Raw genomic sequence first — 25874 nt, forward strand, 5'->3', positions numbered from 1 at the left:
AGATCGGGCGGAATTTGTTGCATGCACGGGTCGAATTACATAGTATAAAAAGATACAATTTGTATCATATTGGTGTGAAGGTAAATATTGTGAAACTATGAAGGAGGAAGCGGACATGCAGAGACATGCGAAATGGACAGCGATGATTTTGACCATCGTCGCTGGATTGAGCTGGATGCTTATGGGGAGCTCCAAGCTGAAAAGCAACACGTCAACGAGTAAGCCACCTGTGACTGAACGTGGGCTTGCCAAGGTGTCGAATGCACCAATCAGTTCAGCGGATGTAACATCGAAGATTGAACTGCTGGGCAGACCTTTTAGCAAAACACCATATGCCAATAACGTCTGGGACATGCAATTGTACAATGGCAAGATATATTTAGGTCACGGAAACAGCAGTAATCTGGGTGTAGCGCCGAATTCAGGTCCTATTCCAGTCATTTATTATGATACAGCAAGTGCGAAATTCAAGACCCAGTCGGTAACCAACAGCAATCCGAGTATTATGCCATTGACCAAGATGTATGTGGATGAGGAACAGATTGACATTTACAGAGTGCTAAACGACAAGTTATATATCCCTGGCAATGATTCGGATAGTGAGAAGTGGGAACTGGGCAACTTCTATCGTTTGGATGGAGAGGTGTGGACCAAACATCGTAATCTTCCACTTGGTGTACACGTATACGATTTGGCTTCGTATCAGGGCAAGATGTTTGCCGCGCTGGGCACGGAGTCCAAACCAACCATATTAATCTCTCATGATGAAGGTGAAACTTGGCAGAAATATGCGACGATCAATACGTTTGGTTTCCGGGCCTACACCATGTTCCATCTTAATGGGAAATTATATGCATCTGGCATGATGTATCCTGCCAATAAAATATGGAATGACAAAACCAATATCCTGGAGATTAATGAAAAGCTTCAGAAACGGGATGTTGTCATCTATGGTAGCAAAATGCTGCCTGGACTAACCTATCAAGCGGGTACGATTCCTTATAATAAGATAGGAAAAAATGTTAACTTTAATAACAAGTTGCTCTATATAGCCGGAGGTGTATTTAATGATGGGCAGCTGCTGCCCAAATCCTTAAATGTCATGACCGATATTAATCAGGCAAGACGAGTTAATCTGCCAGATGCCAAGGCGCTTCCTACGGATGTGCTATTGCGTGATGGCAAGGTGTATGTGCTTACGTACACGCGCCAAAGTGCCAATCTGTATATCAATCGGGTCTACCAATCCACTGATCTGACAACATGGAATGAGATTTTACGTTTTAACCAGGACACGTATGCCAAGTCATTTGAAGAGAACGAGGGTGACTTCTACTTTGGTCTTGGTACCGATCCGGATGTGTTATCAACTTCGTCGGGAAAATTGCTTCGAGTGAATCGCAGTGATATCCCCGTGAATGCCAATTAAAATGGAAGGAAGATTATGGATTATATACTATGCTACATCCACATTATTGGTGACCGGGAAAATACCTGTTGTATAGTAGATCGCAGGACGGATTGCTGTGGTAGTGTGTTCAAACAGAGGCTGCCACAAGGTAGCTCTCTTTTTTGTTCATAAGATGAACATGACCACCTACCTTCGAAAATTTGAAAATAAAATTAAGAGACTATAAAATGGATAGAGAAATATCCCTGAACCAGTCAACTGGATTACACTTGTTACGATATACAAAAGCATGTCGCATTTCACGTGGATGCGGAGTTCCACACTTCCAATTGCAAAGGAGCAATGTACAATGAACGTACCTTCAGCATTATTTAAACCGTTCACTTCGGACAAGCTAACATTGTCTAATCGAATCGTTATGGCACCCATGACTCGCGGATTCTCACCAGAGGGCGTACCTGGGCCAGAAGTTGCTGAATACTACCGTCGCAGAGCAGCAGGCGGAGTGGGGCTCATTATAACGGAAGGTACAGGCGTTAATCATCCAGCTTCGGTTAGTGGAGCGAGTATTCCATTGTTCCATGGGGAAGATTCTTTGCAAGGATGGGCTAACGTAGTGAAAGCAGTACATGAAGCGGGTGGCAAAATCATGCCACAATTGTGGCATGTGGGTACAGCACGTCGTTCCGGCGACTTGCCTAATGCAGAAGCTGAGCCTGTAAGTCCGTCAGGCGTTAGCATGGCAGGTGAACCATCGCGTGAACCCTTGACGGAAGAGGAGATTCAAGGGCTTATACAGGCATTTGCCCAAGCGGCAGCGGATGCACAGCGAATTGGGTTTGACGGAATTGAACTGCACGGAGCCCATGGTTACCTGATTGACCAATTCTTCTGGGAGCAGACGAATCGACGAACCGACAATTATGGTGGTGATTTGGCTCGGCGAACCCAATTTGCAGTTGAAGTGATTAAAGCTTGTCGTGCGGCGGTTGGTCCTGATTTCCCAATTGTGCTTCGGTTCTCCCAATGGAAGATGGGGAATTATGAGGCACGTCTGGTGGAGACGCCAGAACAATTGGAGCAATTCCTGGCCCCACTCAGTGCTGCTGGCGTGGATATATTCCATTGCTCTACACGGCGGTTCTGGTTGCCTGAATTCGAAGGATCTGAGTTGAATCTCGCAGGCTGGACACAGAAAATCACTGGCAAACCTGCCATTTCGGTTGGATCGGTTGGGCTTGAAGCTGAATTTGTGGACCGAGCAACCGAGAACCAGGGAACAGGGGACGCCCATCTGGATCTATTAAACGAGAAGCTGGAGAACAATGAATTTGACCTGATCGCCTTGGGTCGTGTTTTGCTTAGTGATCCAGAATGGCCTGCCAAAGTTCGTGAAGGTCGCATATCCGAAATCATTCCATTTACAACAGAAGTGCTGCAAACCCTCCATTAATTGAAGGCTAAGAACGTTTGGCAACAAGTGAACTAAGCTCGATCAATGCCGAACGGTGACGATTTACAACGAAAAGTAAAACAAAAAAACGAACAAATAGGCCGCCGTTGGGCGGCTTTTTCACCTATCTATACTAATAATTTCAACATATGAAAAATTCACAATAGAAAATCATTTTCTGCACCGCTGCCACTATTTATTACTCCCATATACCTCGCACGCGCATAGTCACAACACCATTAAGTTCCACATCTCAAGTTCCATTGCAACCACTTTTTTTGCTGCTTATGTGTCTGAACAACGATTCGATCCTTAGTACAACTCATTTTGAAAATTCAACACCTTATGATAAGGTTATGCCTGAACCCAAGGGTTGCCAAGACGACATTACATAAGGAGGATGAATATCCTTGTACAACTATAGTTACAATTCGAACAATCAATGGAGAAAATCACTGGGGAAGCTGTGTCTTCTATTTGGCATCGTTCTGCTATTATCGGCATGTGGACAAGCTCAGAAACCTTCTTCTGCAACAGGCTCAAACACCGGCTCGAATGCTGGCTCCAACACAGGGCAATCTTCCTCATCACCGGAGCAGAATACCGTTCCACCGCAGGAAGAAGTGCAGGAGGAAGCCGATCCGGTTCAGGAGCAACTCCGTTCATTAACGTTGGAAGAGAAGATTGGACAGATGATACTTGCTGGTGTTCAAGGGACAACACTGGATGATCAAGCGAAACAAATGATTAAGGATCAGAAGGTAGGGGGCATTATTTTCTATGCCAACAATGTAACAACACTTGAGGGGACAGCCAAGTTTGTGCAATCCATTAAGGACACGAATCAGTCCAACCCGGTACCAATCTTCATGAGTGTGGATCAGGAGGGCGGCAAAGTCAGTCGTATGCCGGAGACGGTGGAATCCATTCCTTCCAACAAAAAGGTAGGCCAGACAAAAGATAGTGCGCTGGCTGAAACGATGGGGGAATTGCTGGCGAGACAAGTCCGGCTTGCAGGTTTTAATGTGGACTTCGCGCCTGTGCTGGATGTGAATAGTAACCCGAAGAACCCGGTGATCGGAGATCGATCATTCGGCAGCTCGGCAGAACTGGTGTCACGCATGGGGATTGCTGAGATGAAAGGATTACGTAGTGAAGGCATTATTCCAGTCGTAAAGCATTTTCCGGGACATGGTGATACGTCCGTGGACTCCCATCTCGATCTGCCTGTCGTGAACAAAACGGAAAAACAACTGGCCGAGCTTGAATGGATTCCGTTCCAGGCCGCGGTGAAGGAGCAAGTGGAAGCAGTCATGGTGGCACATATTCTGTTCCCGAAGCTTGATCCTGATCATCCGGCTTCCTTATCCGATGTCATCATCGGTGAGCATCTGCGCGGGAAGTTCAAGTATGACGGTGTGGTTATCACAGATGACCTGAGTATGGGAGCAATTGCAAAGAACTTCAAGTTGGACGAAGCTGCTCTGGCGACGGTTAAAGCAGGAAGTGACATTCTTTTGGTAGCTCACAGTTATGAAAGTGCCAAGACGATTTTTGATACATTAACAAGTGCAGTGAAGTCAGGCGAGATCTCTGAATCCCGAATCGATGAAAGTGTATATCGGATCCTGGCATTGAAGCAGCAGTACAAGTTATCAGATGACCAGAAAACCTCCGGAGATCTGAAGCAATTAAACGCGGATATTCTGAATTGGCGTAAGCAGGTCGATGCTAGATAATACAACCTGTGTTATGATTTTGGCAGAGGTGAGACCCAACCATGTATACGATTATGATTATAGAAGACGATCCCAAGATTGCGGGATTATTGAAATCACATATTGAACGTTATGGGGACAAGGCCGTTTTGGCCGAGGATTTTGAAATGATTGTACAACAGTTTGAGCGGATACAGCCGCATGTTGTACTGCTGGATATCAACTTGCCCAGTTACGATGGTTTCTATTGGTGCCGCCAGATCCGCACATTGTCTACCTGCCCAATTCTGTTTATCTCCGCCCGGAGCGGAAAGATGGATCAGGTCATGGCACTGGAGAACGGAGCGGATGATTATATTACGAAGCCGTTTGAACACGAGATCGTCATGGCGAAAATTCGGAGTCAGCTACGCCGGGTGTATGGGGACTATGCTGCACGTGACGAAGAACGTAAGGTGGAACTGGATGGCTTGGTTGTGTATCTGGAAAGACAGGAGATTCAGCTTGGTGATTGCACAGTGCAGTTGACAAAGAAGGAAACCATTCTGCTGGAAACCTTACTGCGCCGCAGTCCCAAACTTGTGAGCAGGGAGACCATCCTGGAGAAGCTGTGGGATGACTCGTTTGTGGATGATAACACACTCAGTGTTAACGTTACCCGGGTGCGTAAACGATTAGCCGAGCTTGGTATCACGGATGCACTGGAAACGATCAGAGGATCGGGTTATCGACTGAATAATAACTGGAAGGACGCTTCTCCATCATGAGACTGTTTATACGAGAACATCTCGCGTTAACTTGCTGGGTGGTTGCCATCTTGTTCACCGTTGTTGCGGTGTTCTGGTACGACGGATACAACGATTGGATCACGGCTGCTTATGCCGTAGCGTTGGGATTATTTTTGTACGTTGGATATTTGGTGTATCGTTATTATTCACATCGCTCTTTTTATGCCCGGATGTCACGATCGATGGATTCACTGAAGGAATTTGTACCATTGAACGAAACAAGTCCATTATCACGTGCACTGGAGAAGTTGCTGGATTCACAATACGGACAGTATCATGCTCATCTGCATCGTTTGGAACAGCGTCAGCAAGAATATCTGACGTTTATGAACCAATGGGTACATCAGATGAAGACACCATTATCCGTCATTGAGTTGACCGTGGAAGACCAAGAGGATGACGATCCTCGGCTCATAAGCATTCGGGAGGAAGCTGACCAGATGAGACGTGGATTGGAAACGGTGTTGTATGTGGCTCGCTTGGATACCTTCGAGCAGGATTTCAGTGTTGAACCAGTGGGACTGAAGAACGCTGGGGAAGAGGCGATCCATGAGCTGAAGCGATTCTTCATTCGCAATCACGTCTATCCAGAGATGCATATTGATTCTGCGCTGGTAGTGCAATCCGATGCCAAGTGGATTCGTTTTGTCTTGGTACAGTTACTGTCTAATGCAATCAAGTACTCTGCGGGCAGCGGGCAAAAGATTCATATGCGTGCATATGAAGCGGAACGCTCCATTGTGCTGGAAGTAAAAGATCAAGGCATCGGGATTCCGAAGTCTGATCTGAATCGAGTCTTCCAACCGTTCTTCACCGGGGAGAACGGACGGCATTTCAAAGAGTCCACAGGTATGGGGCTGTATATTGCCAAAGAAGTGTTAACACGAATGAATCATCGGATCGATCTGGAATCCGTGTACGGCGAAGGCACGACTGTCCGAATTACATTCAACTCCTGAAGTGGCAGGTGGAAGACGAAAGTGGAACGTGTGAATTCGGACTGAAGCATGATGAGTATAAACATAATGATGTGTCAAATGGATTGGAGACGTCTATTGCCCGTCGAGGCGATGGCGTCTTTTTTGGATTTTTACTGTGCAACCTTACAACATTGTCATGTTGATGAAAGGTTAAACCATAGGAGAATGACCAAAACTTCGATAGACTGTAGTCATGAGGATCACAGAAAAGGCCACCCTTATTATGCAGACACACAGCATCAGCGTATCTTAATTTTCGAATTCACTTTCATTAGAGGAGTTGTAACTATGGAGATTTGCTCTGTCAATCAGATCAGTAAAATCTATAAAGGTATTGTGTCCTATGAAGCATTATCCGGCATCGATCTCAGTATTCAGAAAGGTGAGTTTGTCGGCATTATGGGACCATCCGGCAGTGGTAAAACAACGCTGCTGAACATGATCTCCACCATCGATCATCCGACCTCAGGAGAACTGCGGATTGCAGGGAAGAATCCGTTTGAATTGAATCAAGATGAACTCGCGCTCTTTCGGCGTAAAGAGCTGGGATTTGTTTTTCAATCGTTTAATCTGTTAAATACCCTGACAGTCAAGGAAAACATCGTGCTGCCACTGACGCTTGACGGCGTTCACATAGCGGAGATGAACACACGTGTAGAACAGCTGGCAAGCAAGCTGGGAATCGAAAGTATTCTGAACAAGCGAACCTATGAGATATCGGGTGGACAGGCACAACGTACAGCCATTGCCAGAGCGCTCATACATTCTCCGAAACTGATTTTGGCGGATGAACCAACAGGTAATCTGGATTCGAAGGCGGCCAGAGATGTGATGGAGATCCTCGAAACCCGCAATCAGGAGGATCAGGCGACGATGCTGTTGGTCACTCATGATGCAGTAGCTGCAAGTTATTGCAGCAGAGTCGTCTTTATCAAAGATGGCAAGCTATACAATGAGATTCACTACGGCGATAATCGTGCAGCCTTTTACCAGAAGATTATCAATGTATTATCCCTAATGGGAGGGTCAGGACATGAATTTTCGCCAGTTCGCCATTAATAACGTTGTTCGCAATAAACGAATTTATCTGGCTCATTTCCTGAGCAGTACATTCTCCGTCATGATCTTTTTTACCTACGCATTGCTATTGTTCCATCCCGATCTGAAAGAAGGGTTAAAGGGTTCCAATGGAACGGTTACTTTACTTGCCAACCAGGGGTTTATGATTGCGGAGATCATTATATTCATCTTTTCATTCTTGTTCCTGCTCTACTCGGTAGGTTCATTTCTGAAGACACGCAAGAAGGAATTTGGTATTTTCCTGATCATTGGCATGACCCGCAAACAGATGAACCGGCTCTTATTTATGGAGAATATGTGTATCGGATTAGCTTCGATTATTACCGGTATTGGACTGGGAATTGTTTTTGGCAAATTGATTCTGCTTATCTGTGGCTCCATGCTGGCTGTTGAGAACAGCCTTCGATTCTATTTTCCGCTAAAAGGCATTGCCTTGACGGCTGGAGCATTTTTGCTGCTGTTTGTAGTGATTGCCATGGCATCATCCTTACTCATACGGAAAGGAACACTTATTGACCTTGTGAAATCAGAGGAAAAGCCAAAACCGGAACCGAAGGCATCACGTCTACTCGCCTTGTTATCTGTACTGTTCATTGGCGGAGGCTATGCAGGGGTATTCACATTTGTGTGGGTAAGCTTCTCGTTTCCGTTATTACTGGCAAGTGTCGTGGTCGTGATTGCAGGTACGTACTTCCTGTTCACACAGCTCAGTGTATATATCATCCGGGCACTCAAAGGCAATCCACGGTTATTTTTCCGTAAAACCAATCTGCTCTTTCTGTCGGAACTAACCTATCGAATGAAAGATAACGCGATCATGTTTTTCATGGTAAGTATCATCTCTGCATCTTCATTTACGGGGATAGGTACCATGCTCGCAATTGCTGATCCAGGCTTGTCATCCATGTCGAATCCATATGCATTCAGTTTTATGAATTCATGGGATACTCCCGACTCGGATCGACATATTCGTCAGATTGAAGAAACGTTGATTGATAATCAAGTTCCCTACGTGAAGGGCAGCTATGCTCCTCTAGCTGAAAATAACAATGGATATATCATCAAGCTGAGTGAATATAACCGTCTGGCGAAGGCACTTGGGTATGAAGAACGCACGTTGAAACAGGTCGATGAGTCATTTATGACACCAAGCAATTTGGCTGTTCGCAAGAAGTTCCGTGGACAGGCGGAACAAGGATTCTCGGGAGGGGAGGTCTATCTGGAGGTGGAGAATCAGCGCGTACCTGTTCAGCTATCGACACCTGGCACCGAGATTGTGATTCCTTTTCAAGGTGAAATTAATATCTACATCGTAACCGACGAATTGTTCGATACGATGAGACCGGCGTACAATGAGGAAGTCGGAATGCCTGAAGATTTTTATTCCATGCGAACGGTTCAATTTATCGTGAAAGATTGGATGGGCACACGCAGCTTTGCTCCTGAATTGATCGAATCCGTTCAACAGAATCATTCCAATAGAGGTTACTTCCAGGTGAGTGCACTTGTGGTGGACTGGCTCAATTCGAAACAAACGAATGGAATTATCCTGATCCTGAGCGGACTGATTGGCATTGTTTTCTTCACCTTTGCAGCAAGCTTCACCTATTTCAGACTCTATGCAGATCTCGAACGGGATGAAGCGCAGTACCGCATGATCGGCAAAATGGGACTCAGCCGTCCCGAACTCCGCCAGATCGTAACAAGGCAGCTATTGCTTATGTTCTTCCTGCCGATTCTGGTTGCCGTCGTTCACAGTTCGGTTGCCTTTGTAGCGTTGCAACAGTTGGTTGATTTCTCAGTCTTCGGATACAGTCTTCGTATCTTCATGGTCTTTGCTTCCATGCAGATCCTGTATTTTGCACTTGTGCGCTGGCGGTACCTGCGTCATATGTATTCCAAGTTAGTCTAAAAAAGTATGATTTAACAGGCATCGGACTTGTAGTTCGGTGTCTGTTGACTTTTCTATCCCAGGCACAGTACTATTTCATTAGATACATAATGTATCATTACATAATTTCTAAGCAGTTGATTAGTTGTGAAAAGAAGAATCACAGTTGAATAGCAGGCTGGTGCCTGAGAGGGAGGACATATCATGAGCATCACGATGTCTCGTGGACAGGCTTACATTCAACGATTGAAGGATGAGCGGAATGTATGGCTGGATGGTGAGCGTATCCGGGTAACCCAGCATCCGGCCTTTCAGGGAACCCTTCAAACGATAGAAGGATTATTTAATCTGGTGGACGACCCGGATACAAGGGAAACCGTCGCCTATTGGGATGAACAGACGGGAAGTTATGTACATCGCTCTTTTCTTGTCCCCCGTTCACTTCTGGACGTGAGTAGCAGAGCCGGGGCTTTTCGACTTTGGTCTGAGCGGACGTATGGGGTGATGAGCCGATTATCTGATTATGCTCGCTCCCGCCTGACCGGTTGGTATGCAACACGACATGAGATGACAGCACATGATCCTGCATTTGCGGGTAAAATATCGGCTTATTTTGAACAAGCCAAACGAAAAGATGCATTCCTGAGCATTGTCCAGCGTGACCCGCAGATTAATCGTTCCTTGCCTGTAGGTGAAGATGAGGATGCCATGCTGAGGATTGTCAAAAGCAATACGGAGGGCGTATTTATTCGCGGGGCCAAAATGGTGGCAACAGCAGCGCCTTATGCAGATGATATCATAGCTTATCCCGTTCAACGAATTCCGTCCCACCTGCCAGAGCTGGCCCATATGGTAATTGTAGCCGCGGACAGTCCGGGCTTGCACATGATGTGTCGAGAAACATTTGCGGCAAAAGATTCGGATAGATCACATCCACTCAGTGCCCAGTATGATGAGATGGATGCTGTGTTATTTTTTGACGATGTATTTGTGCCCTGGGAACGTGTATTGCTGCACAATAACCCTGAAGCTGTATGGCAGATTCGCTGTAATACAGCTTCGTCCAGTCTGGCTTATCATCAGAGCGTTATCCGATTACACTCGAAACTGGAGTTCATTACAGCCGTGACCTCCGCCATTGCCAAGGAGATCGCGGTGGACTCCTTCCTGAATGTGCAGGAACAACTCGGTGAGATGATCAGTCAGATGCAGACTATCGAGGGACTGATTATTGCCGCTGAAGCACAGTCCAAGCCGGACACATACGGCAACTGGCTGCCGGAATTCAAATATATTGAAACCGCACGTAACCTGGGCAATCGTTATTATCCGCGCGCAGTGGAGATTTTGAAGACGATTGCTGCGGGTGGTTTGATGCAGATTCCTTCAGGTATGTTTGAGGGCAATGAAAGGATAAGCTCCATGATGAACAAATATCTTGGTGGAGTAACGTTGCAAGCTCCGGAGAAGATTCGTCTTTTTCAATTGGCATGGGAACTGACAGGAAGTCCACTCGGAGCAAGGCATGATCTGTATGAACGTTTCTACGCGGGTGATCCTGTTCGCAACCGGGCGAGCCAATATGTGCAATATGACAAGGAACATTTATTGGCCAGAGTTGAACCGTGGCTTCGGTCGCACAAGAGATGACTTGATGTGAGTAGTCTGAAAGAAGAATGAACAGTTTGAATGAACAGTTTGAATCAACAGCTTGCATCAAGAATGAAAACAGTCCTTCTATATTTGAAGTTTTCTTCAAGCCCTGGTCTGTGCCAGGGCTTTGTTTCTATTTATTTAGATTATCTTTAGAAATGATTTAGGTTGAATTAAGAGACGTAGTATATAGTATTAATGTAGAGATAGGCATAGAGTATAGGAAATGAGAGGAATAACATGAGATACACCGTATTAATTGCAGATGACGAACCAGAAATTGTGGAACTGCTTCAGCTCTATTTGGAGAAGGACTATACGATTAAGACTGCGGTGAATGGAGCCGAGGCGTTACAATGGATACGTTCAACACAGATCGATCTGGTCATACTGGACATTATGATGCCTGTAATGGATGGATTGCAGTTGATCAAACAGATCAGGACTACACATCACATGCCTGTATTGTTCCTGTCCGCCAAAAGTCAGGATCACGATAAAATCCTTGGACTCGGACTTGGGGCAGATGATTATATAGCGAAGCCATTCAACCCGCTTGAGATTGTCGCCAGAGTAGAGGCATTGCTCAGAAGAGTTAATCAATTTGATGCAGCGGAGATCACGGCAGTGAAAGAAGAAAATCTGGTATTAGGTGATCTGACGCTGGATCGCTCCCAATGTATCCTTTTTCGTTCAGGAAAACCTGTAACATTAACCTCTACAGAATATAAAATTATGGAATTGTTGCTCGATCAACCTGGCCGGGTGTTCACCCGTAAAAAAATATACGAAGCGGTCTGGGGCGATTATTATGCGCACGAGGACAGCACCATCATGGTACATATCAGCAACATTCGGGAGAAGATCGAGCGTGATTCCAGACAACCGGAATATCTCAAAACGATAAGGGGACTGGGATACAAAATTGAAGCGCCCATGGAAAGCTAGAGAAAAGCGACTGTTGCAGACATCCCTGACACTGGATTTCTTGCTGTTCAACTTCTTTTTGCTGTTACTGGTATTAATCGTGTACCTTATGGTGTCACTGGATGTTGTGGATTTTCGCATTTCGGATCAGGTCGTTGATCCGGATCTGAATGTTGAAGCCCACGTATATGTGTCAGAGCTGGAGAATGAATTTTACTCCGGTGGAGGTTCGGTGTCGCAAGGGAAAGACACAGAGATTCAACGTCTCAAGGACAGCGGAGGCTGGATTGAGATTTTGGATGCAAATCGCAACGTCATTCATCATGTGGGAGACAAGCAAGATGCGTTCACCCAATACAGTGAAGCTGATCTGTATGCTGGACTGGAAAACCGAAGCGACCAGCCGTACTATTACTCCATCACTCCGTTTAAGGCAGAAGAAACGGCAACGTATGTGTTGCTGAAGATCCCGCGTGATCTGGTCAGCGTAAGGATTAATGATAATCAGTTGATTACCAATCTGAAACATCCATTATCCTTTTACATTATGATTGGCATCGGTTTGGTTTTGTTGTTGATTTTTGTATATAGCTATTGGGTCGCACGGAGAATCAAAAAACCACTCAGTATTCTCTCCTCGGGTCTTACGCAGATGATCCAGGGAAATTATAGTACACGGATGTCGATCTCGGCCGAGAGGGAGTTTGTCCAGATTGGTGAGACCTTTAACTACATGGCGGACGTCATTGAGAACACCTCTGCGGAGAAACGATACGCCGAAGAGAGCAAACAGCGACTGATTGTAGACTTATCACATGATCTGAAAACACCGATAACATCCATACAGGGATATGCTCAGGCTTTGGTGGAAGGACGTGGAGAGGACAAGGACAGGCAGCAAAGATATCTGGGATACATCTATAACAAGTCGGTTCAAGTTGCACGCATGATACAGAATATGCTGGAGCTGCTCAAGGTGGATTCGCCTGATTTTCGCATGCAGATTGAGAGAAGAGAAATTGGAGAATTCGTGCGGGAGATCATGGCAGATACCTATGGGGAAATTGAACAGAAACAGTTTGTCCTTCATGTACTTGTTCCTGATGAGGAGATCTATGCAAGGTATGATCCGGAGCTGTTATCCAGAGTCATTCAGAATCTAATCACCAATGCCTTATCTTACAACCCGCTTGGGACAGAATTGCGCGTGGAACTCATTCCGCTTCATACCCATGTGGTGATTGAAGTGGCAGATACCGGGGTGGGCATACCTCAGGAACTGTGGTCAACGATCTTTGACCCGTTTGTACGAGGAGATGAGGCGCGGACAGCGACTGGAGGCACCGGATTGGGATTATCCATCGCACAGCGAAATACGGAGAAAATGGGTGGACGGCTGATCCTTTCCCGGCGTGGGCGAGAGACCACTGTGTTTACCATTCAGATTCCAAATTAAATTAGAGAAGAACTGTCCATGTGGAGGGGAAAATTTTGTTCAAAGCAAATACGTTTGTCCGGTTCAGTATTGCACTGGCGCTGATATTGGTTAATATCTATTTATTATCACGTGTGAGCTTCATCTTTCAGCCGCTTGTCACCATGATCACGGTTATCACCGTACCAATGATGTTGTCCGTGTTCTTTTATTATCTGCTAAGGCCGCTTGTGAATTATATGGAGAAAAAGAAAATAAATCGTACGCTAAGTATTTTGCTAATCTATCTGGTTATTGCTATTCTGGGAGTATTCTTCATCATTGGCTTATGGCCATCGTTACGAGAGCAATTGGTGAACCTGGTCGATAACGCACCGAATCTAATCAATTCATTAAGTGAGCAGCTGAGAGAGCTGGAGCAAAATGGTGCTATACAAGCCTTATTCCCTGAGGGCTCAACACCTTTCTCTCAGATCACGGAGTATATTAACAAAGGATTTAACTTTGTAACGAACTATGTAAGTGGATTTTTCTCGCTTGTTTCCAGTTTTGCGATCATCCTGTTTACATTACCGATCATTCTGTTCTATATGCTGAAACAAGGTGAGAAATTTGGCCGTAAACTGGCACATATTGCTCCAAAACGTTTCCAAAATGACAGCCGGGAAGTTGTGCTTGAGATTGATCAGGCGCTGAGTGGTTTTATTGTGGGAAGAGTCTTGGTCAATCTGGCACTGGGTGTACTGATGTATATCGGTTTCCTGATCATTGGACTGCCGTACGCATTACTGCTCACGGTGATCGCGGTCATCATGAACTTTGTTCCGTTTATTGGCGCGATTGTGTCGTCCGTACCTATTGTCATCATGGGTCTCGTGGTATCGCCATCAGTTGCCATTTGGTCTCTGATTATTATTCTCGTTGCTCAGCAGATTCAGGACAACCTGGTAGCACCTTACGTATTCGGCAAAAAGCTCGATATTCACCCGCTTACGACGATTATTCTGGTCTTGGGTGCAGGGGACCTGGGTGGTATTATTGCCATCCTGATTATTATCCCGGTTTATATGATCGTTAAAATTCTTTTGGTTCGAATCTATAACATGTTCTTCAAGGACAAATGGCAGAATGCATAGAATTGAAATTATTCGAAGGAGTGGAGCACATGTCTGAAATTATCGAAAAACCATATAACGAACCTGAATATATCGCACCTCAATCTGTTCAAATGGGTACCATTCACATCTCGAACGATGTGTTATCCAAGATCGTGGGTATGGCCGCTCAATCCACAGCTGGGGTATCCTCCATGTCCGTTGGTCTGACTGAAGGCATTGCCAAGAGCATTAGCGGCAAGAGTCTGCAAAAAGGGATTGATGTGCACGTCAAAGACGATCAGGCCACCATCCAACTTCGCATCAACATTCAATATGGTAACAAGATGCATGAGGTCTGCCGTGAACTTCAACATAATGTTCAACAGGCTGTAGAACAATTAGCCGGCGTTATGGTCAATGAAATTAAAGTACAAATCGTTGGTGTATCCATGCCGGAGACGGTATAACCGAATGTAAGAGATAACGATTCTAAGTATTGAACAAATGCAAGTGATATATGGATTGGCCAAAACAGCACCTTCCCAATTAGCAGCTTAACTGGGAGGGTGCTGTTTTATGTTTGCGGTAATAGGTGGGGGCTTCGCCCATCACTTTTTTGAACATTTTGGAGAAAAGCAATTGATCCGTATAACCCACCGAGCGGGCAATATCACCAATGGTCAGACCGGGATCAAGGGTCAATTCGGCTGCCCTGCGCATCCGGTAATGGACCAGATACGATTGGATGCTGCTTCCCATCTGGTCCTTGAAGAGAGAGCACAGGTAACTGCGCTGCAAACCGACATGGGCGGCGATGGATTGAACCGTAATGGCATTGGCATAGTTCATTTCAATGAAGTCCATTACTTGTGTCACGTACGTTTCCTTCGAATAATCCTGCGTGGGTGGAAGGTGCGCTGGATTGGCCTGATCAATCAAAATGGAGAAGAATTGATATAGCAACCCAGTCATACTGATCTCCCAGCCTTTATGGGCATGACGCGAATTAATCATTCGATGCAGACAGGATCGCATCTCGTCATCCTCATTGCCCAGTTCAAAAATCGGGTGATGCTCTGACAGACAAGCCTGCTGCAAAAAGGATGGACTGTTTCTGCCTTGAAAAGCAACCCAGCTGTATTCCCAGGGGTCATCCTGATCTGCTTGGTAATGAACAACAGAATGCGGAACGATTAGAAAACCTTGACCTTTGTGCAGGGTGTACGTTTTGCCTCCCACTTCGAAGGTGCCTTTGCCATTCAAAATATAATGAATTTTGTAATAGTCTCTCATGGCAGGGCCAAAGTGGTGACCCGGTGTACAAGCCTCCGTGCCATAATGAAGGAGCTGCAGCTCCTGAAAATGATTGTTCTTGAACATATATGTAATCAAGGTTATTCACTCCTGACGATTTCGTCTCATCTTGCATTTTAACATATTTATTCGTTTAAAACATGAATGATTAAAGATCAGTATATATAGATAACAACCATTTTTCCATATGTTCAAAGTGAAATGCCATATCGTTTTGCCTGAAAAATGTCTAAGATGAAAAGGAATTCAACAAACCTTACAGGAAAGTGAGAATACCGATGCCCTATACTGCGAGTGAACAACGATATGATGAGATGAAATATGTACGTTCCGGCAAATCCGGAATCAGACTGCCGCAAATTGCGCTGGGTTTATGGCAGAACTTTGGTGGTAACCGTACATTGGATATTCAGGAAGAGATGATTTTGCGTGCCTTTGACCTCGGAATTAACCATTTTGATCTGGCGAATAACTATGGTCCACCTCCAGGTTCAGCCGAAGAGAACTTTGGTGTGATCTACCAAAAACATCTGCGTCCTTACCGGGATGAACTGTTTATTTCCTCGAAGGCAGGCTACCATATGTGGAACGGACCTTATGGAGAGTGGGGTTCCCGCAAAAACCTGATTGCGAGTCTCGATCAAAGTCTTGGCCGGATGGGACTGGACTATGTGGACATTTTCTATCATCACCGTCCAGATCCGGATACGCCATTGGAAGAAACGATGACAGCGCTGGATCATATCGTGCGGCAAGGTAAGGCGTTGTATGTGGGTTTATCCAATTATAATGCAGAACAGACACAAGAAGCGGTGACCATTCTTCGTCGTCTGGGTACACCATGTCTGGTTCATCAGCCAAACTATTCGATGCTCAATCGCTGGATTGAAGACGGTTTGCAGGACGTATTGGGTGAGCAGGGCGTAGGTTCAATTGCGTTCTGTCCACTCGGCCGCGGTCAGTTGACGAATAAGTATGTTGACAAGATCAAGGAAGAACGAGCCAATCCAACCGGCAATTTGAAAAAAGAAGCTTACACGGACGATCGGATTGCCAAGTTCGATGCGCTTCAGGCGGTTGCGGAAAGAAGAGGTCAGACGATCTCCCAATTGGCTCTGAACTGGATTTTGCGTGGGAACCGTGTAACCTCCGCCCTGATTGGTGCAAGCCGTGTGTCCCAGATTGAAGAAAACGTAGCTGCCCTTCAGGCACCGGATCTAACGACGGAAGAACTCAATGAGATTGAGAGCATTTTGGACGGCATGGGTAATTATCCTTGGTAACCGAAAATTATAGTAGAAAACGATATTGATAATATAAAAATTAAAAATAATTGGCGCCTACCTGATTATCAGGAAGGTGCCATTTTGTATATGTCATTTTCTTTATAGGAAAAGATTTATTATAATGGTTCATTAATTGACCTATGTTTATTTTTTTAAAAATGAGCCTAGTTCATAGCACCTGGTCCTAGGATTTAGGGTATAATATATAGATGCTTTACATTTGAACTACGAAGGAGAGGCTCCATTTGAACTTTGAACAGTGGATTTCGCCTGAAAGCTATAACCTGACATCCGAGATGGAGAATCATCCATCAGACCGGATTGCACTTAGATGGCTCAGCGATCAACGAGAATTGGAAGAGATCACGTATGGTGATTTGTTCAAGCAGGCGAATCGTCTTGCTGGAGGTTTGCGTGAACTTGGACTGGAGAAGGGTGATCGGGTGCTGGTCATGGTACCACGCCGTATTATTGCCTATGTCATTTACATTGCTTGTCTGAAATTGGGGATTGCCGTTATTCCTTCCTCCGAGATGTTACGGGCCAAAGATCTGGAATATCGTCTGCGTCACTCTGAGGCGCGGGCTGTTATTGTATGGTCCGAGACGACTTCGGAAGTGGAAAAGATGGACGCGGATCTGCCATCACTGGCATATCGCATCGTGGCATCACCGAATGGTGAAGTTGGCGTACCTGCTGAAGGTTGGGTCAATGTGCGTGAGTTAATGCAAGATCAACCTGAGGAGATGGCTGCGGTGGAAACTCACCGTGATGATACAGCTATTCTGGCCTATACTTCGGGCACAACAGGTAATCCCAAAGGCGTTGTACATAGCCACGGTTGGGGATATGCCCACCTGCGCATCGCTTCTTCCTTATGGTTGGATATTCAACCTTCGGATACGGTATGGGCAACAGCGGCGCCCGGATGGCAAAAATGGATCTGGAGTCCGTTCCTGTCAGTACTCGGAAGAGGCGCGACTGGCCTGGTCTACAATGGATCATTCCAGCCCAAGCGTTATCTGGAGCTGATGCAGGAACATCAAATTAATGTCCTTTGCTGTACACCAACGGAGTATCGTTTGATGGCGAAAGCCGATGATCTTGGACATTATGACCTGTCCCATCTGCGCAGTGCTGTTTCAGCGGGTGAACCGCTCAATCAGGAAGTTATTGAGATCTTCCAGCGTCACTTCGACCTCACTATTCGAGATGGATATGGGCAGACCGAGAGCACGTTGTTAATCGGCAGTCTGAAAGGTGCGCCTGTACGTATTGGTTCCATGGGTCAGTCGATTACACCTGGATTAATTGAAATTATTGACGAAGAGGGACAACCTGTTCCTGCGGGTGAAGTAGGAGATATCGCGGTGCACAAAGAGATGCCCGCTCTGTTCCGGTCCTATTATCAGGATGAGGGACGGAAGGAAGCGAGTCAGCGTGGCGATTATTTTGTAACCGGGGACCGTGCACGTAAAGATGAAGAAGGTTACTTCTGGTTTGAAGGCCGCAGTGACGATATCATCATCAGTTCGGGTTACACGATTGGACCTTTTGAAGTGGAAGAAGCACTCATGAAACACGCCAGTGTGAAGGAATGCGCGGTGGTTGCAAGTCCGGATGAAATCCGTGGCAATGTGGTGAAAGCATTTGTTGTACTGCGAGATAATTCAATGGCTTCGCCCGAACTGATGCGTGAATTGCAGCACCATGTCAAAGAAATCACAGCACCTTATAAATATCCACGCAAGATCGAATTTGTTACGGATCTGCCAAAGACAAACTCAGGCAAAATCCGCCGGATCGAGTTACGTGAACAAGAAAAACGTAATGGTTAAATGAGATCAGGTAACGAATGATTGAAAAATAATAGCATACGTAGTGAAAGAGAAGGAATCGATTCTGCAGAATCGAAAGCGTTTGTATACTACATGAAACAGGAGTGAACACAACCATGAGTCAATTTGAACAAACCTTTGAAAAGTCATTGGAACAATACGCAGAACTGGTTGTCAAAGTCGGCGTAAATATTCAAAAAGGGCAGGACTTGCTCGTTACCGCACCGATTGAAACGCTTGAATTCACACGTTTGATTGTTCAAAAAGCGTATGCAGCCGGAGCGAAGTACGTGCAAGTGGAATTCGATGATGATAACATTACCCGCAGTCGTTTTGAACATGGCTCCAATGACAGCTTTGACTACTATCCGGCCTGGAAAGGCGACATGATGGAGAAGTTCGCTGAAGCCGGCGGAGCAACATTGACGATCAAAGTACCTGACCCGGATCTGTACAATGGGATTAATTCGGACAACGTCTCCCGTGCGACTAAGGCTGCTGCTCAAGCACGTAAAGGATATTCCAAATATACACGTAATCATGAAATTAGCTGGTGTCTGATCAAAGCACCGACCAAGGCTTGGGCGAACAAAGTATTTGCCGACATCCCGGAAGAAGAACGAATCAACGTGATGTGGGAAACCATCTTTAAAATGAACCGTGTGGATGGCGGAGACGCCGTACAAAATTGGAGAGAGCATCTGGATACCCTGAATACCATGAGTGATCTCCTGAACCAAAAGAACTATAAGAGCTTGCATTACCGTGCGCCAGGTACTGACCTGAAAATTGAACTGGTTAACAATCATATCTGGGGCGGCGGTGGCAGCGAAAATAAACAAGGTGTGTACACCGTTGCCAATATGCCGACTGAAGAAGTGTTCACCATGCCTAAGCGCAGCGGAGTGAATGGGTATGTCAGCAGCACCATGCCTCTGAACCTGAATGGGCAGCTTGTAGACCAGATGAGAATCACATTTAAGGACGGACAGGTTGTAGCGTTTACGGCAGCATCTGGTGAAGAGCATCTGAAAAACCTGTTTGCTACCGATGAAGGCGCACGTTATCTTGGTGAGGTCGCACTCGTACCACATGACTCTCCGATCTCCAACCTGAATCGCATTTTCTACAATACGGGTATTGACGAGAATGCATCCTGTCATTTGGCAGTGGGAAGTGCGTACCCTTTCAACATGAAAGATGGTACAACGATGTCTAACGAAGAGTTGCTGAAGCATGAGTGCAATGTGAGTTTGACACATGTCGATTTCATGATCGGTTCCGCAGAGCTGGATATCGATGGTGAGTTAAAGGATGGCACAATCGAGCCGGTATTCCGCAAAGGCAACTGGGCATTTTAATTTAGTTATATTAGTTCGACTAATGGTTATTTACACAAACACTACGATGACAGAATAATGAACGAGAAAGTGACTTCAACTTGAAGTCACTTTCTTTGTTTCCTCATAACGGGAGTTATACAGGTCTTACAGGCACACATATCTCACACCAATGCCGATGGAGCAGTTCCCAACGATATCGTTCTATAACCGGCTTGTTGTCCATCCGATAACCACTTGTATGCAAATGGGGGATGATCACACGCCATGCCTGCTGAATATCTTCTGCCGTATGTCTCACCTTACAGATGAGATAATCTCCGCCTGATAACTCGCCAATCTCAATGTAGTCATCTTCCAGTTGTTCAGATTCGGTGATAACAATACAGGCATCATATCTACATTTCTCGGGTGGTGTGGTAGTCGGGTCATCTTGGGGGATACCGAGTAATGTAGCTGATTCATTCAGCAGTTGCTTGTTGTCTGCCCATTGTTTCAGCGTATTCATCGCTTGGGCATTGTCTGGCCCGTAGGGACCGACTTGTCGAACATAAGCGACACGATATGACGGGAGGTTTTCGATAACCATTTCCATGTGATTCTTCCTCTCTATGCGGTTTTCTCTTACATGTTGGATGCTAACATGTTATAAAAAAAATTGCATAGGTAATATTGATTCCCTGCGATGAAACTCATAGTATGCTTCAGGAGCAAGCCCTTGAAACCATTGTCGAGGCCCATCCGGACGAGGATATCAGTGAATTGGTTTTGGCTGATGCAGAATTTCAGGGAGATCGGTATTTCCGATTGGGTTATGATGCGGGGGATACACCTGCTGGCCGACTGTACATATACGCGGAGTTTGACGATGAATTTCAAATGTTGGACACATTGATTTATGAAACGTATTAAAGCCACGAAAACGTGGCTTTTTTTGCTTTGTTATTGTATTAGGTTATATATTATTCAGCGTGCATTTTGTTGAAGCTAACATATTCATTAATCGGTTTACGGTAACCGCGTGGGCGCTGTTTGGCTTCCGACTTTTTGCCGATCGTGATCATCATGACCGGTACGTAATGGTTAGGGATCTCCAAGCTTTGTTGTAGTTCTTCGGCGTCAAAGCCGATCATTGGACAGGTGTCCCAACCGCGATCCTGAGCGATTAGCATGAATTGCATGGCAGACAGGCTGGCATTGCGAATGGCATCCTCACGTTGGAAGAATCTGCCGCGAGACTCGTAGAATTCCGTGACACTTTGGGATTCCTGCTCATATTGGAACGGAGTGAGCGCGCCCAGATTTAACAAACCTTCGTTAATGGTGCGGATATGATGGTGTGCGTTGACATCGCCCAATACGATGATAACCGCAGAAGCGGTTTTTACTTTATATTGCTGGGAAGCTTCATAGACTTTCTCTTTCAGTTCCTCATCTTTAATCACAAGATAATGGGTGTGTTGCAGGTTAAAGGCAGATGGTGCAAATTTGTTAAGGGCGAACATCTCTTGCAGTTCCGAATCCGAAATCTCAATTCCTTCTTCAAAAATAACGGCCGATCTGCGGTTTTTAACCAGGTTCTCGAACTCACTCATGATGGTTTACCTCGCTTATGTATAATTTATAAACTGACTATAACACACTTAGTTACTTTATGTAAGTATTATTTTTGAATAAGACAAGATTTGCCTGCCATACGCTAGAATAAAACACAAGAGGTGATTCATGAGAGCACTCATCACAAGATTTAAGGGAGGACATGACCCGCATGAATTTCGGGTGTATGTGATCCAATCTTCGACGTTGAAACGTTTTTTCGTTGTGGAGATTATTTTGGGTTCCATCGTATACAATGTCGCACTGTATTTGTGCCATAATGCACTACTTGCTGGCGCAGGCTCTTGGGCTGGAACTGAAAGTCTGAAGAGACTGCCACTTGTCTTTAGAAGAATCGCCGGGACGTGATGAAGTGTTCAGATGAAAAATTGAAGAAGAAGAGGGCCGTTGGAGGCCCGATCTTCTACTTCAGCCTTGTTATCTATAGTCACCCTTCTTTTATCTGATCGGATAACTGACTATTATCGGGGTTCAAAATGCCTTATTTGGCACGTTCCAAATACTGTTCCAGCGTAAGTTTCTGATTGGTAATTTCACCCGCAATATATACCCCCACATAACGTACATGCCATGGCTCATAGGAGTAACCCGTCAATTTCTCTTGGTCTTTGCCATAACGAATGATGAATCCGTATTTGTGGGCATTGGCTTTCAGCCATTTGCCTTCTTTGGTGTTGCCGAAGCTTTGCTGAAGATCATAACCGGCGGAAGCGCTGGAGATATCCATTGCTAGACCCGTTTGATGTTCGCTTTGTCCTGGACGAGCACTTGTTTTGTTGGCAACAGCTTCACCTTTAATACTGGCATTGCGGTCAAAGATCGATTTCTGAGTCGCATAAGAGCGATAGCCTGACACGGCTTTGATATCAATGCCATCTTTTTTGGCAGCGGCAAATAATTTCTCAATCGCGGTTGCAGCCACTTTACGCATCTGTTTCTTCGGACTGGAGCCTGAGAAGCTAAAAGGGATATTAGGTACAACCAAATCTTGAGGTGTATAAGTCGAAGGCAGATTTCTCTTTTTATTAACAAGTACAACGGTACTGGACACATTGGTCACGGTTGCCACATTTTTGATGGTTTTGATCGTACGTCCAGGTGCATTATCATGCAGAAACTGAGTAAAGCTGGAGCTTGCAGCAGACGCGACGGGATTCAGGCTTGGAGTGATGGGAAGCGTAGTAAAAGCAGAACCTGCTACAACAGAACCTATGAGAATGGTTGAGATGATGGATTTACGAGTAAAAGGTTTCATGATGTGTGTTCCTCCTCGGAATATATGAATCTATATACCGAGTATACTAGAGGATTATATCCATAAGTTCTCCAATTGTTTCCGAGTTGTAAACAAAGTTTGCTAGAGTCTTCTTTTGCAACTCTTGTATAGGCAGTATACATGAAAAAGCCGTTGCATTAGATGCAACGGCTTGTATTGTGAAGTGAAGAGAGATAATGCTAGATTTCTGCAATTATGCTGGAGACTGTGTTACAACATGCAGGCGTCAGATCCACCAGAGCTTCCGACAGCTACGGCACGGGTATCGCGCACACGAACATTGCCGCTGAGTACCCCGGAATCACTGCTTAATTTGAAAGAAGGATAATTTTCTTCCGTATCCAGCTTCATGTGTTGTTCGAGGTTTAGCTGTTGCTTCGGATCAACATAGAACGGAACCAGATTGGTTTCAATCTGAGCGTCAAGAGCCGCGAGTTCATCTACAATGATGATCGCAATAACTCCGTTACATCCGCAGCCTTCTAGATCATAAATTACTTTGAAGTAACCAGGTTGGTCATTCAGGCTTTCTGTCAGACGTTTTGCAGCCAAATCTGTAATTTGAATATACATATGGATACACTCCTTTATATGTGGTCGTGGTAGTAAGTGGTAAAAGATTTCATTCAGCTTCTATTCTCATTATACCACTTTGTCAATAATCAAAGCATTTATTTTCTTGACTGATCAGTCTGGAAAAGGTATTCTTTATTTAATGAATAGGGAGGTGAGGTCTGAAATTGGGAAGAGCCAAGGAATTTGACACGGAGACCGTTCTAAGAAAAGCAACGTCTGTATTTGGAGCGTACGGTTATGAAGGTACATCTTTGAACTTACTGCTGAGTGAACTTGGCATTGCGCGGCAAAGCCTGTATGACACATACGGAACGAAACATGATTTATTTGTCTCTGCGCTTAAATTCTATATTCAGGAGAAGACAGAAGCAGGGATCAGACTATTAAATGAATGCACAAGTGTGAGGCAAGGCGTGACACAGTTGTTCAACGAAGTGATTAACGTGCTCACAGACGATGAACGTCGTAATGAATGTTTCATCATTAATAGCGCGGTTGAACAGGCACCACAAAATCACGAAATCGCAGCCTTTATTCAAGCCACCAACCAACAAATGGAAGATGTTTTTCATACGGCGTTGTTACGAGGACAGAGGAATGGCGAATTGAAGCACGCAGAGGAAGATTTGCCTGGGCTTGCCCGTTTTCTGAATTATTCCCGACTCTCATTAACCTTTACGGCGAAGAGCGGTGCAAGTGCAGAAGCGCTGCGAGATTTTGTACAGATGACCCTAAGGGCTATGGATTAACGATTTACATGATTGGAGCATGAATTCGTAATGATTTTTGAAAATGAACGCGTAGCGCGTTTATTTTTTAATTATTATAGACTGAACAGTCTGGAAAAAAGATAAAAAAACTGAAGGAGGAAATAAGGATGGTACCATCTCAGCAGTTGGAAGCAGGCAATAGTATACCGCATCAGATCATGCACGGATTTACTCAATTGTTACTGGAAGGAAAACTGGAACAGTGGTTGGAGCTTTATACATCTGAAGCTATCTTCGAATTCCCATATGCACCCGCTGGATATCCTCAGAAACTGGAAGGCAAAGCCGAAATTACGACTCATATTCATAATCTGCTGGGGATGATTGAAATTCAGCATTTTTCTGAACCGGTAATCTTGGTCGATTCCACGAAACAACAGTTTGCGGCTGAATTTACTTGTCAAGGGCGTTCATTAGTGACAGGCAAGCCATACAACCAAACTTACATCTCTGTGGTGAGCCACCAGAATGGAAAAATTACACATTATAAAGACTATTGGAATCCGATGATCATACTGGAATCGGACTTAGGAGGAAGCAAGCATGATCAATGGTAAACCGTTGACACTTATTACAGGAGCTAATGGCAAGACAGGAAGCCGTGTTGCGGAGATGCTTCAAAGGCAACAATATCCGGTACGTTTGGCAGGAAGAACAAAACCTTCTCTATCTGATTCTGGTGACAACTATGTGTATTTTGATTGGTATGATTCCACGACCTATGCTCCGGCGCTGAAAAATGTGAATCACGTATACCTTGTTGTGCCAGTATTGGATATGAACCCGGAAAACGTCATGATTCCGTTCATCAAGGAAGCATTGTGGAGCGGCGTTAAGCGATTTGTGTTACTTGGCAGTGCTTCAGTTAATGAAGATGGTCCTATATTTGGCGAAGTACATCAGTATTTAAAAGCGCATGCACCCGAGTGGGCTGTACTCCAACCATCTTATTTTATGGAGAACTTCACAGAGGGACCGCATCGGGAGACGATGAAGCAACTCGGTAAAATATACAGTGCTGCGGGTGAGGGCAGAATCGGTTTTGTCAGCGCAGATGATATTGCAGCGGTTGCCTTCCGAGCCCTGACAGATGTTATTCCTCATAATACAGAGCATATGATTACTGGGCCAGAGACATTGTCCTATGGGCAGGTTGCCAACATCGTAAGTCGTCTACTGGACCGCTCCATCCAGCATGAATCTTTGTCCGACGATGAATTGAAGAGTAGCATGATTCAAGCCGGGATGCCAGAAGACTATGCAACAGCTCTGGCAGGGTTGGATATTGCCATACGTGAAGAAGGCCGAGAAGATCAAGTAACGGATACCGTGCTGAAATTGACGGGGAATAGCCCGATTTCATTGGAGCAATTTGTTCAAAATCATATGGAAGTATGGAAATAATGGAAGAATCATAATGTATT

25 protein-coding genes are annotated in these 25874 nt (G+C 45.2%); 20 read left to right on the forward strand and 5 right to left on the reverse strand.

The window, feature by feature from the left end:
- The first annotated feature begins 115 nt into the window (after positions 1–115).
- The 12 genes from ACE3K2_RS09085 (at position 116) to ACE3K2_RS09140 (ending at position 14900) form a co-directional block, all read left to right on the forward strand.
- Positions 116–1429 carry a hypothetical protein gene (locus ACE3K2_RS09085; protein ID WP_421889065.1) on the forward strand — a complete coding sequence of 438 codons (1314 nt, stop codon included), beginning with the start codon at positions 116–118 and terminating at the stop codon, positions 1427–1429.
- Between the two features lie 331 nt (positions 1430–1760).
- A complete protein-coding gene (locus tag ACE3K2_RS09090; protein WP_421889067.1) occupies positions 1761–2864 on the forward strand; it encodes an NADH:flavin oxidoreductase in 1104 nt (367 codons plus the stop codon).
- A gap of 410 nt (positions 2865–3274) precedes the next feature.
- Positions 3275–4603, forward strand: a complete 1329-nt coding sequence (gene nagZ, locus ACE3K2_RS09095; RefSeq protein ID WP_421889069.1) for a beta-N-acetylhexosaminidase — start codon at positions 3275–3277, stop codon at positions 4601–4603.
- Between the two features lie 41 nt (positions 4604–4644).
- Positions 4645–5349: a response regulator transcription factor gene (locus ACE3K2_RS09100; protein WP_421889071.1), complete on the forward strand. Its 705-nt coding sequence runs from the start codon at positions 4645–4647 to the stop codon at positions 5347–5349.
- Positions 5346–6329: a sensor histidine kinase gene (locus ACE3K2_RS09105; protein ID WP_421889073.1), complete on the forward strand. Its 984-nt coding sequence runs from the start codon at positions 5346–5348 to the stop codon at positions 6327–6329. Before ACE3K2_RS09100 ends, ACE3K2_RS09105 begins: the two co-directional genes overlap by 4 nt.
- A gap of 309 nt (positions 6330–6638) precedes the next feature.
- The gene (locus tag ACE3K2_RS09110; RefSeq protein WP_421889075.1) at positions 6639–7409 is read left to right on the forward strand and encodes an ABC transporter ATP-binding protein; all 771 of its coding nucleotides are present in this window, start codon (positions 6639–6641) and stop codon (positions 7407–7409) included.
- Entirely contained in the window at positions 7384–9342 is a 1959-nt protein-coding gene (locus tag ACE3K2_RS09115) for an FtsX-like permease family protein (protein ID WP_421889077.1), read from the forward strand. The genes ACE3K2_RS09110 and ACE3K2_RS09115 overlap by 26 nt, the downstream gene beginning before the upstream one ends.
- Positions 9343–9525: 183 nt before the next feature.
- On the forward strand, positions 9526–10971 hold the full coding sequence (locus ACE3K2_RS09120) for a 4-hydroxyphenylacetate 3-hydroxylase family protein (RefSeq protein ID WP_421889079.1): 1446 nt from the start codon (positions 9526–9528) through the stop codon (positions 10969–10971).
- A gap of 243 nt (positions 10972–11214) precedes the next feature.
- Complete coding sequence (locus ACE3K2_RS09125) at positions 11215–11922, forward strand: response regulator transcription factor (RefSeq protein WP_421889081.1); 708 nt, start codon at positions 11215–11217, stop codon at positions 11920–11922.
- On the forward strand, positions 11900–13357 hold the full coding sequence (locus ACE3K2_RS09130; protein ID WP_421889083.1) for a sensor histidine kinase: 1458 nt from the start codon (positions 11900–11902) through the stop codon (positions 13355–13357). Before ACE3K2_RS09125 ends, ACE3K2_RS09130 begins: the two co-directional genes overlap by 23 nt.
- A gap of 35 nt (positions 13358–13392) precedes the next feature.
- Positions 13393–14472, forward strand: coding sequence for an AI-2E family transporter (locus ACE3K2_RS09135; RefSeq protein WP_315935129.1), 1080 nt, complete (start codon positions 13393–13395; stop codon positions 14470–14472).
- Between the two features lie 29 nt (positions 14473–14501).
- A complete protein-coding gene (locus ACE3K2_RS09140; protein ID WP_421889085.1) occupies positions 14502–14900 on the forward strand; it encodes an Asp23/Gls24 family envelope stress response protein in 399 nt (132 codons plus the stop codon).
- 79 nt (positions 14901–14979) lie between these two features.
- Here ACE3K2_RS09140 and ACE3K2_RS09145 read toward each other — a convergent pair whose 3' ends face one another.
- The gene (locus ACE3K2_RS09145; protein WP_421889087.1) at positions 14980–15825 is read right to left on the reverse strand and encodes an AraC family ligand binding domain-containing protein; all 846 of its coding nucleotides are present in this window, start codon (positions 15823–15825) and stop codon (positions 14980–14982) included.
- Positions 15826–16025: 200 nt separating this feature from the next.
- Between ACE3K2_RS09145 and ACE3K2_RS09150 the strand changes: the two genes are divergently transcribed.
- The 3 genes from ACE3K2_RS09150 to ACE3K2_RS09160 all read left to right on the forward strand — a co-directional run bounded on the left by ACE3K2_RS09150 (position 16026) and on the right by ACE3K2_RS09160 (position 20232).
- Positions 16026–17030, forward strand: coding sequence for an aldo/keto reductase (locus ACE3K2_RS09150; protein ID WP_421889089.1), 1005 nt, complete (start codon positions 16026–16028; stop codon positions 17028–17030).
- Between the two features lie 248 nt (positions 17031–17278).
- Positions 17279–18871: an acyl-CoA synthetase MbcS gene (gene mbcS / locus ACE3K2_RS09155; protein ID WP_421889091.1), complete on the forward strand. Its 1593-nt coding sequence runs from the start codon at positions 17279–17281 to the stop codon at positions 18869–18871.
- A gap of 116 nt (positions 18872–18987) precedes the next feature.
- On the forward strand, positions 18988–20232 hold the full coding sequence (locus ACE3K2_RS09160) for an aminopeptidase (protein ID WP_421889093.1): 1245 nt from the start codon (positions 18988–18990) through the stop codon (positions 20230–20232).
- A 115-nt stretch (positions 20233–20347) separates the two neighbouring features.
- Here ACE3K2_RS09160 and ACE3K2_RS09165 read toward each other — a convergent pair whose 3' ends face one another.
- Complete coding sequence (locus ACE3K2_RS09165) at positions 20348–20806, reverse strand: AraC family transcriptional regulator (RefSeq protein ID WP_421889095.1); 459 nt, start codon at positions 20804–20806, stop codon at positions 20348–20350.
- 104 nt (positions 20807–20910) lie between these two features.
- Here ACE3K2_RS09165 and ACE3K2_RS09170 point away from each other — a divergent pair, with 104 nt between their 5' ends.
- Positions 20911–21123, forward strand: a complete 213-nt coding sequence (locus tag ACE3K2_RS09170) for a hypothetical protein (RefSeq protein ID WP_421889097.1) — start codon at positions 20911–20913, stop codon at positions 21121–21123.
- Between the two features lie 50 nt (positions 21124–21173).
- Here ACE3K2_RS09170 and ACE3K2_RS09175 read toward each other — a convergent pair whose 3' ends face one another.
- Complete coding sequence (locus ACE3K2_RS09175) at positions 21174–21806, reverse strand: nitroreductase family protein (protein WP_421889099.1); 633 nt, start codon at positions 21804–21806, stop codon at positions 21174–21176.
- A 130-nt stretch (positions 21807–21936) separates the two neighbouring features.
- On the opposite strand from ACE3K2_RS09175, the gene ACE3K2_RS09180 reads away from it, so the two are divergent.
- The gene (locus tag ACE3K2_RS09180; RefSeq protein WP_421889101.1) at positions 21937–22176 is read left to right on the forward strand and encodes a hypothetical protein; all 240 of its coding nucleotides are present in this window, start codon (positions 21937–21939) and stop codon (positions 22174–22176) included.
- 133 nt (positions 22177–22309) lie between these two features.
- Here ACE3K2_RS09180 and ACE3K2_RS09185 read toward each other — a convergent pair whose 3' ends face one another.
- Both ACE3K2_RS09185 and ACE3K2_RS09190 read right to left on the reverse strand, forming a co-directional pair.
- Positions 22310–23083, reverse strand: coding sequence for a M15 family metallopeptidase (locus tag ACE3K2_RS09185; protein ID WP_421889103.1), 774 nt, complete (start codon positions 23081–23083; stop codon positions 22310–22312).
- Between the two features lie 231 nt (positions 23084–23314).
- Positions 23315–23677 (reverse strand): iron-sulfur cluster biosynthesis family protein, encoded by a 363-nt coding sequence (locus ACE3K2_RS09190; protein WP_339260815.1) that lies wholly within the window; start codon positions 23675–23677, stop codon positions 23315–23317.
- Between the two features lie 167 nt (positions 23678–23844).
- Here ACE3K2_RS09190 and ACE3K2_RS09195 point away from each other — a divergent pair, with 167 nt between their 5' ends.
- From ACE3K2_RS09195 to ACE3K2_RS09205, 3 genes are all read left to right on the forward strand, one after another.
- Positions 23845–24429 (forward strand): TetR/AcrR family transcriptional regulator, encoded by a 585-nt coding sequence (locus ACE3K2_RS09195; protein ID WP_421889105.1) that lies wholly within the window; start codon positions 23845–23847, stop codon positions 24427–24429.
- Positions 24430–24557: 128 nt separating this feature from the next.
- Complete coding sequence (locus ACE3K2_RS09200; RefSeq protein ID WP_421889107.1) at positions 24558–25007, forward strand: nuclear transport factor 2 family protein; 450 nt, start codon at positions 24558–24560, stop codon at positions 25005–25007.
- Positions 24994–25854, forward strand: coding sequence for an ergot alkaloid biosynthesis protein (locus ACE3K2_RS09205; RefSeq protein WP_421889109.1), 861 nt, complete (start codon positions 24994–24996; stop codon positions 25852–25854). Before ACE3K2_RS09200 ends, ACE3K2_RS09205 begins: the two co-directional genes overlap by 14 nt.
- Positions 25855–25874 lie beyond the last annotated feature (20 nt).

Origin of the sequence: Paenibacillus sp. (assembly GCF_048976745.1) — a bacterium.
In the GTDB taxonomy this organism is placed as follows: Bacteria; Bacillota; Bacilli; order Paenibacillales; family Paenibacillaceae; genus Paenibacillus.

Excerpts from the sequence above, each read along its gene's own strand:
- ACE3K2_RS09205 (WP_421889109.1), top strand. The coding sequence starts at position 24,994 with ATGATCAATGGTAAACCGTTGACACTTATTACAGGAGCTAATGGCAAG.
- ACE3K2_RS09185 (WP_421889103.1), bottom strand. The coding sequence starts at position 23,083 with ATGAAACCTTTTACTCGTAAATCCATCATCTCAACCATTCTCATAGGT.
- ACE3K2_RS09190 (WP_339260815.1), bottom strand. The coding sequence starts at position 23,677 with ATGTATATTCAAATTACAGATTTGGCTGCAAAACGTCTGACAGAAAGC.
- ACE3K2_RS09100 (WP_421889071.1), top strand. The coding sequence starts at position 4,645 with ATGTATACGATTATGATTATAGAAGACGATCCCAAGATTGCGGGATTA.
- ACE3K2_RS09160 (WP_421889093.1), top strand. The coding sequence starts at position 18,988 with ATGAGTCAATTTGAACAAACCTTTGAAAAGTCATTGGAACAATACGCA.
- ACE3K2_RS09115 (WP_421889077.1), top strand. The coding sequence starts at position 7,384 with ATGAATTTTCGCCAGTTCGCCATTAATAACGTTGTTCGCAATAAACGA.
- ACE3K2_RS09180 (WP_421889101.1), top strand. The coding sequence starts at position 21,937 with ATGAGAGCACTCATCACAAGATTTAAGGGAGGACATGACCCGCATGAA.
- ACE3K2_RS09105 (WP_421889073.1), top strand. The coding sequence starts at position 5,346 with ATGAGACTGTTTATACGAGAACATCTCGCGTTAACTTGCTGGGTGGTT.
- ACE3K2_RS09175 (WP_421889099.1), bottom strand. The coding sequence starts at position 21,806 with ATGAGTGAGTTCGAGAACCTGGTTAAAAACCGCAGATCGGCCGTTATT.
- ACE3K2_RS09090 (WP_421889067.1), top strand. The coding sequence starts at position 1,761 with ATGAACGTACCTTCAGCATTATTTAAACCGTTCACTTCGGACAAGCTA.
- ACE3K2_RS09110 (WP_421889075.1), top strand. The coding sequence starts at position 6,639 with ATGGAGATTTGCTCTGTCAATCAGATCAGTAAAATCTATAAAGGTATT.
- ACE3K2_RS09085 (WP_421889065.1), top strand. The coding sequence starts at position 116 with ATGCAGAGACATGCGAAATGGACAGCGATGATTTTGACCATCGTCGCT.
- ACE3K2_RS09200 (WP_421889107.1), top strand. The coding sequence starts at position 24,558 with ATGGTACCATCTCAGCAGTTGGAAGCAGGCAATAGTATACCGCATCAG.
- ACE3K2_RS09120 (WP_421889079.1), top strand. The coding sequence starts at position 9,526 with ATGAGCATCACGATGTCTCGTGGACAGGCTTACATTCAACGATTGAAG.
- ACE3K2_RS09140 (WP_421889085.1), top strand. The coding sequence starts at position 14,502 with ATGTCTGAAATTATCGAAAAACCATATAACGAACCTGAATATATCGCA.
- ACE3K2_RS09150 (WP_421889089.1), top strand. The coding sequence starts at position 16,026 with ATGCCCTATACTGCGAGTGAACAACGATATGATGAGATGAAATATGTA.
- ACE3K2_RS09165 (WP_421889095.1), bottom strand. The coding sequence starts at position 20,806 with ATGGAAATGGTTATCGAAAACCTCCCGTCATATCGTGTCGCTTATGTT.
- ACE3K2_RS09170 (WP_421889097.1), top strand. The coding sequence starts at position 20,911 with ATGCTTCAGGAGCAAGCCCTTGAAACCATTGTCGAGGCCCATCCGGAC.
- ACE3K2_RS09125 (WP_421889081.1), top strand. The coding sequence starts at position 11,215 with ATGAGATACACCGTATTAATTGCAGATGACGAACCAGAAATTGTGGAA.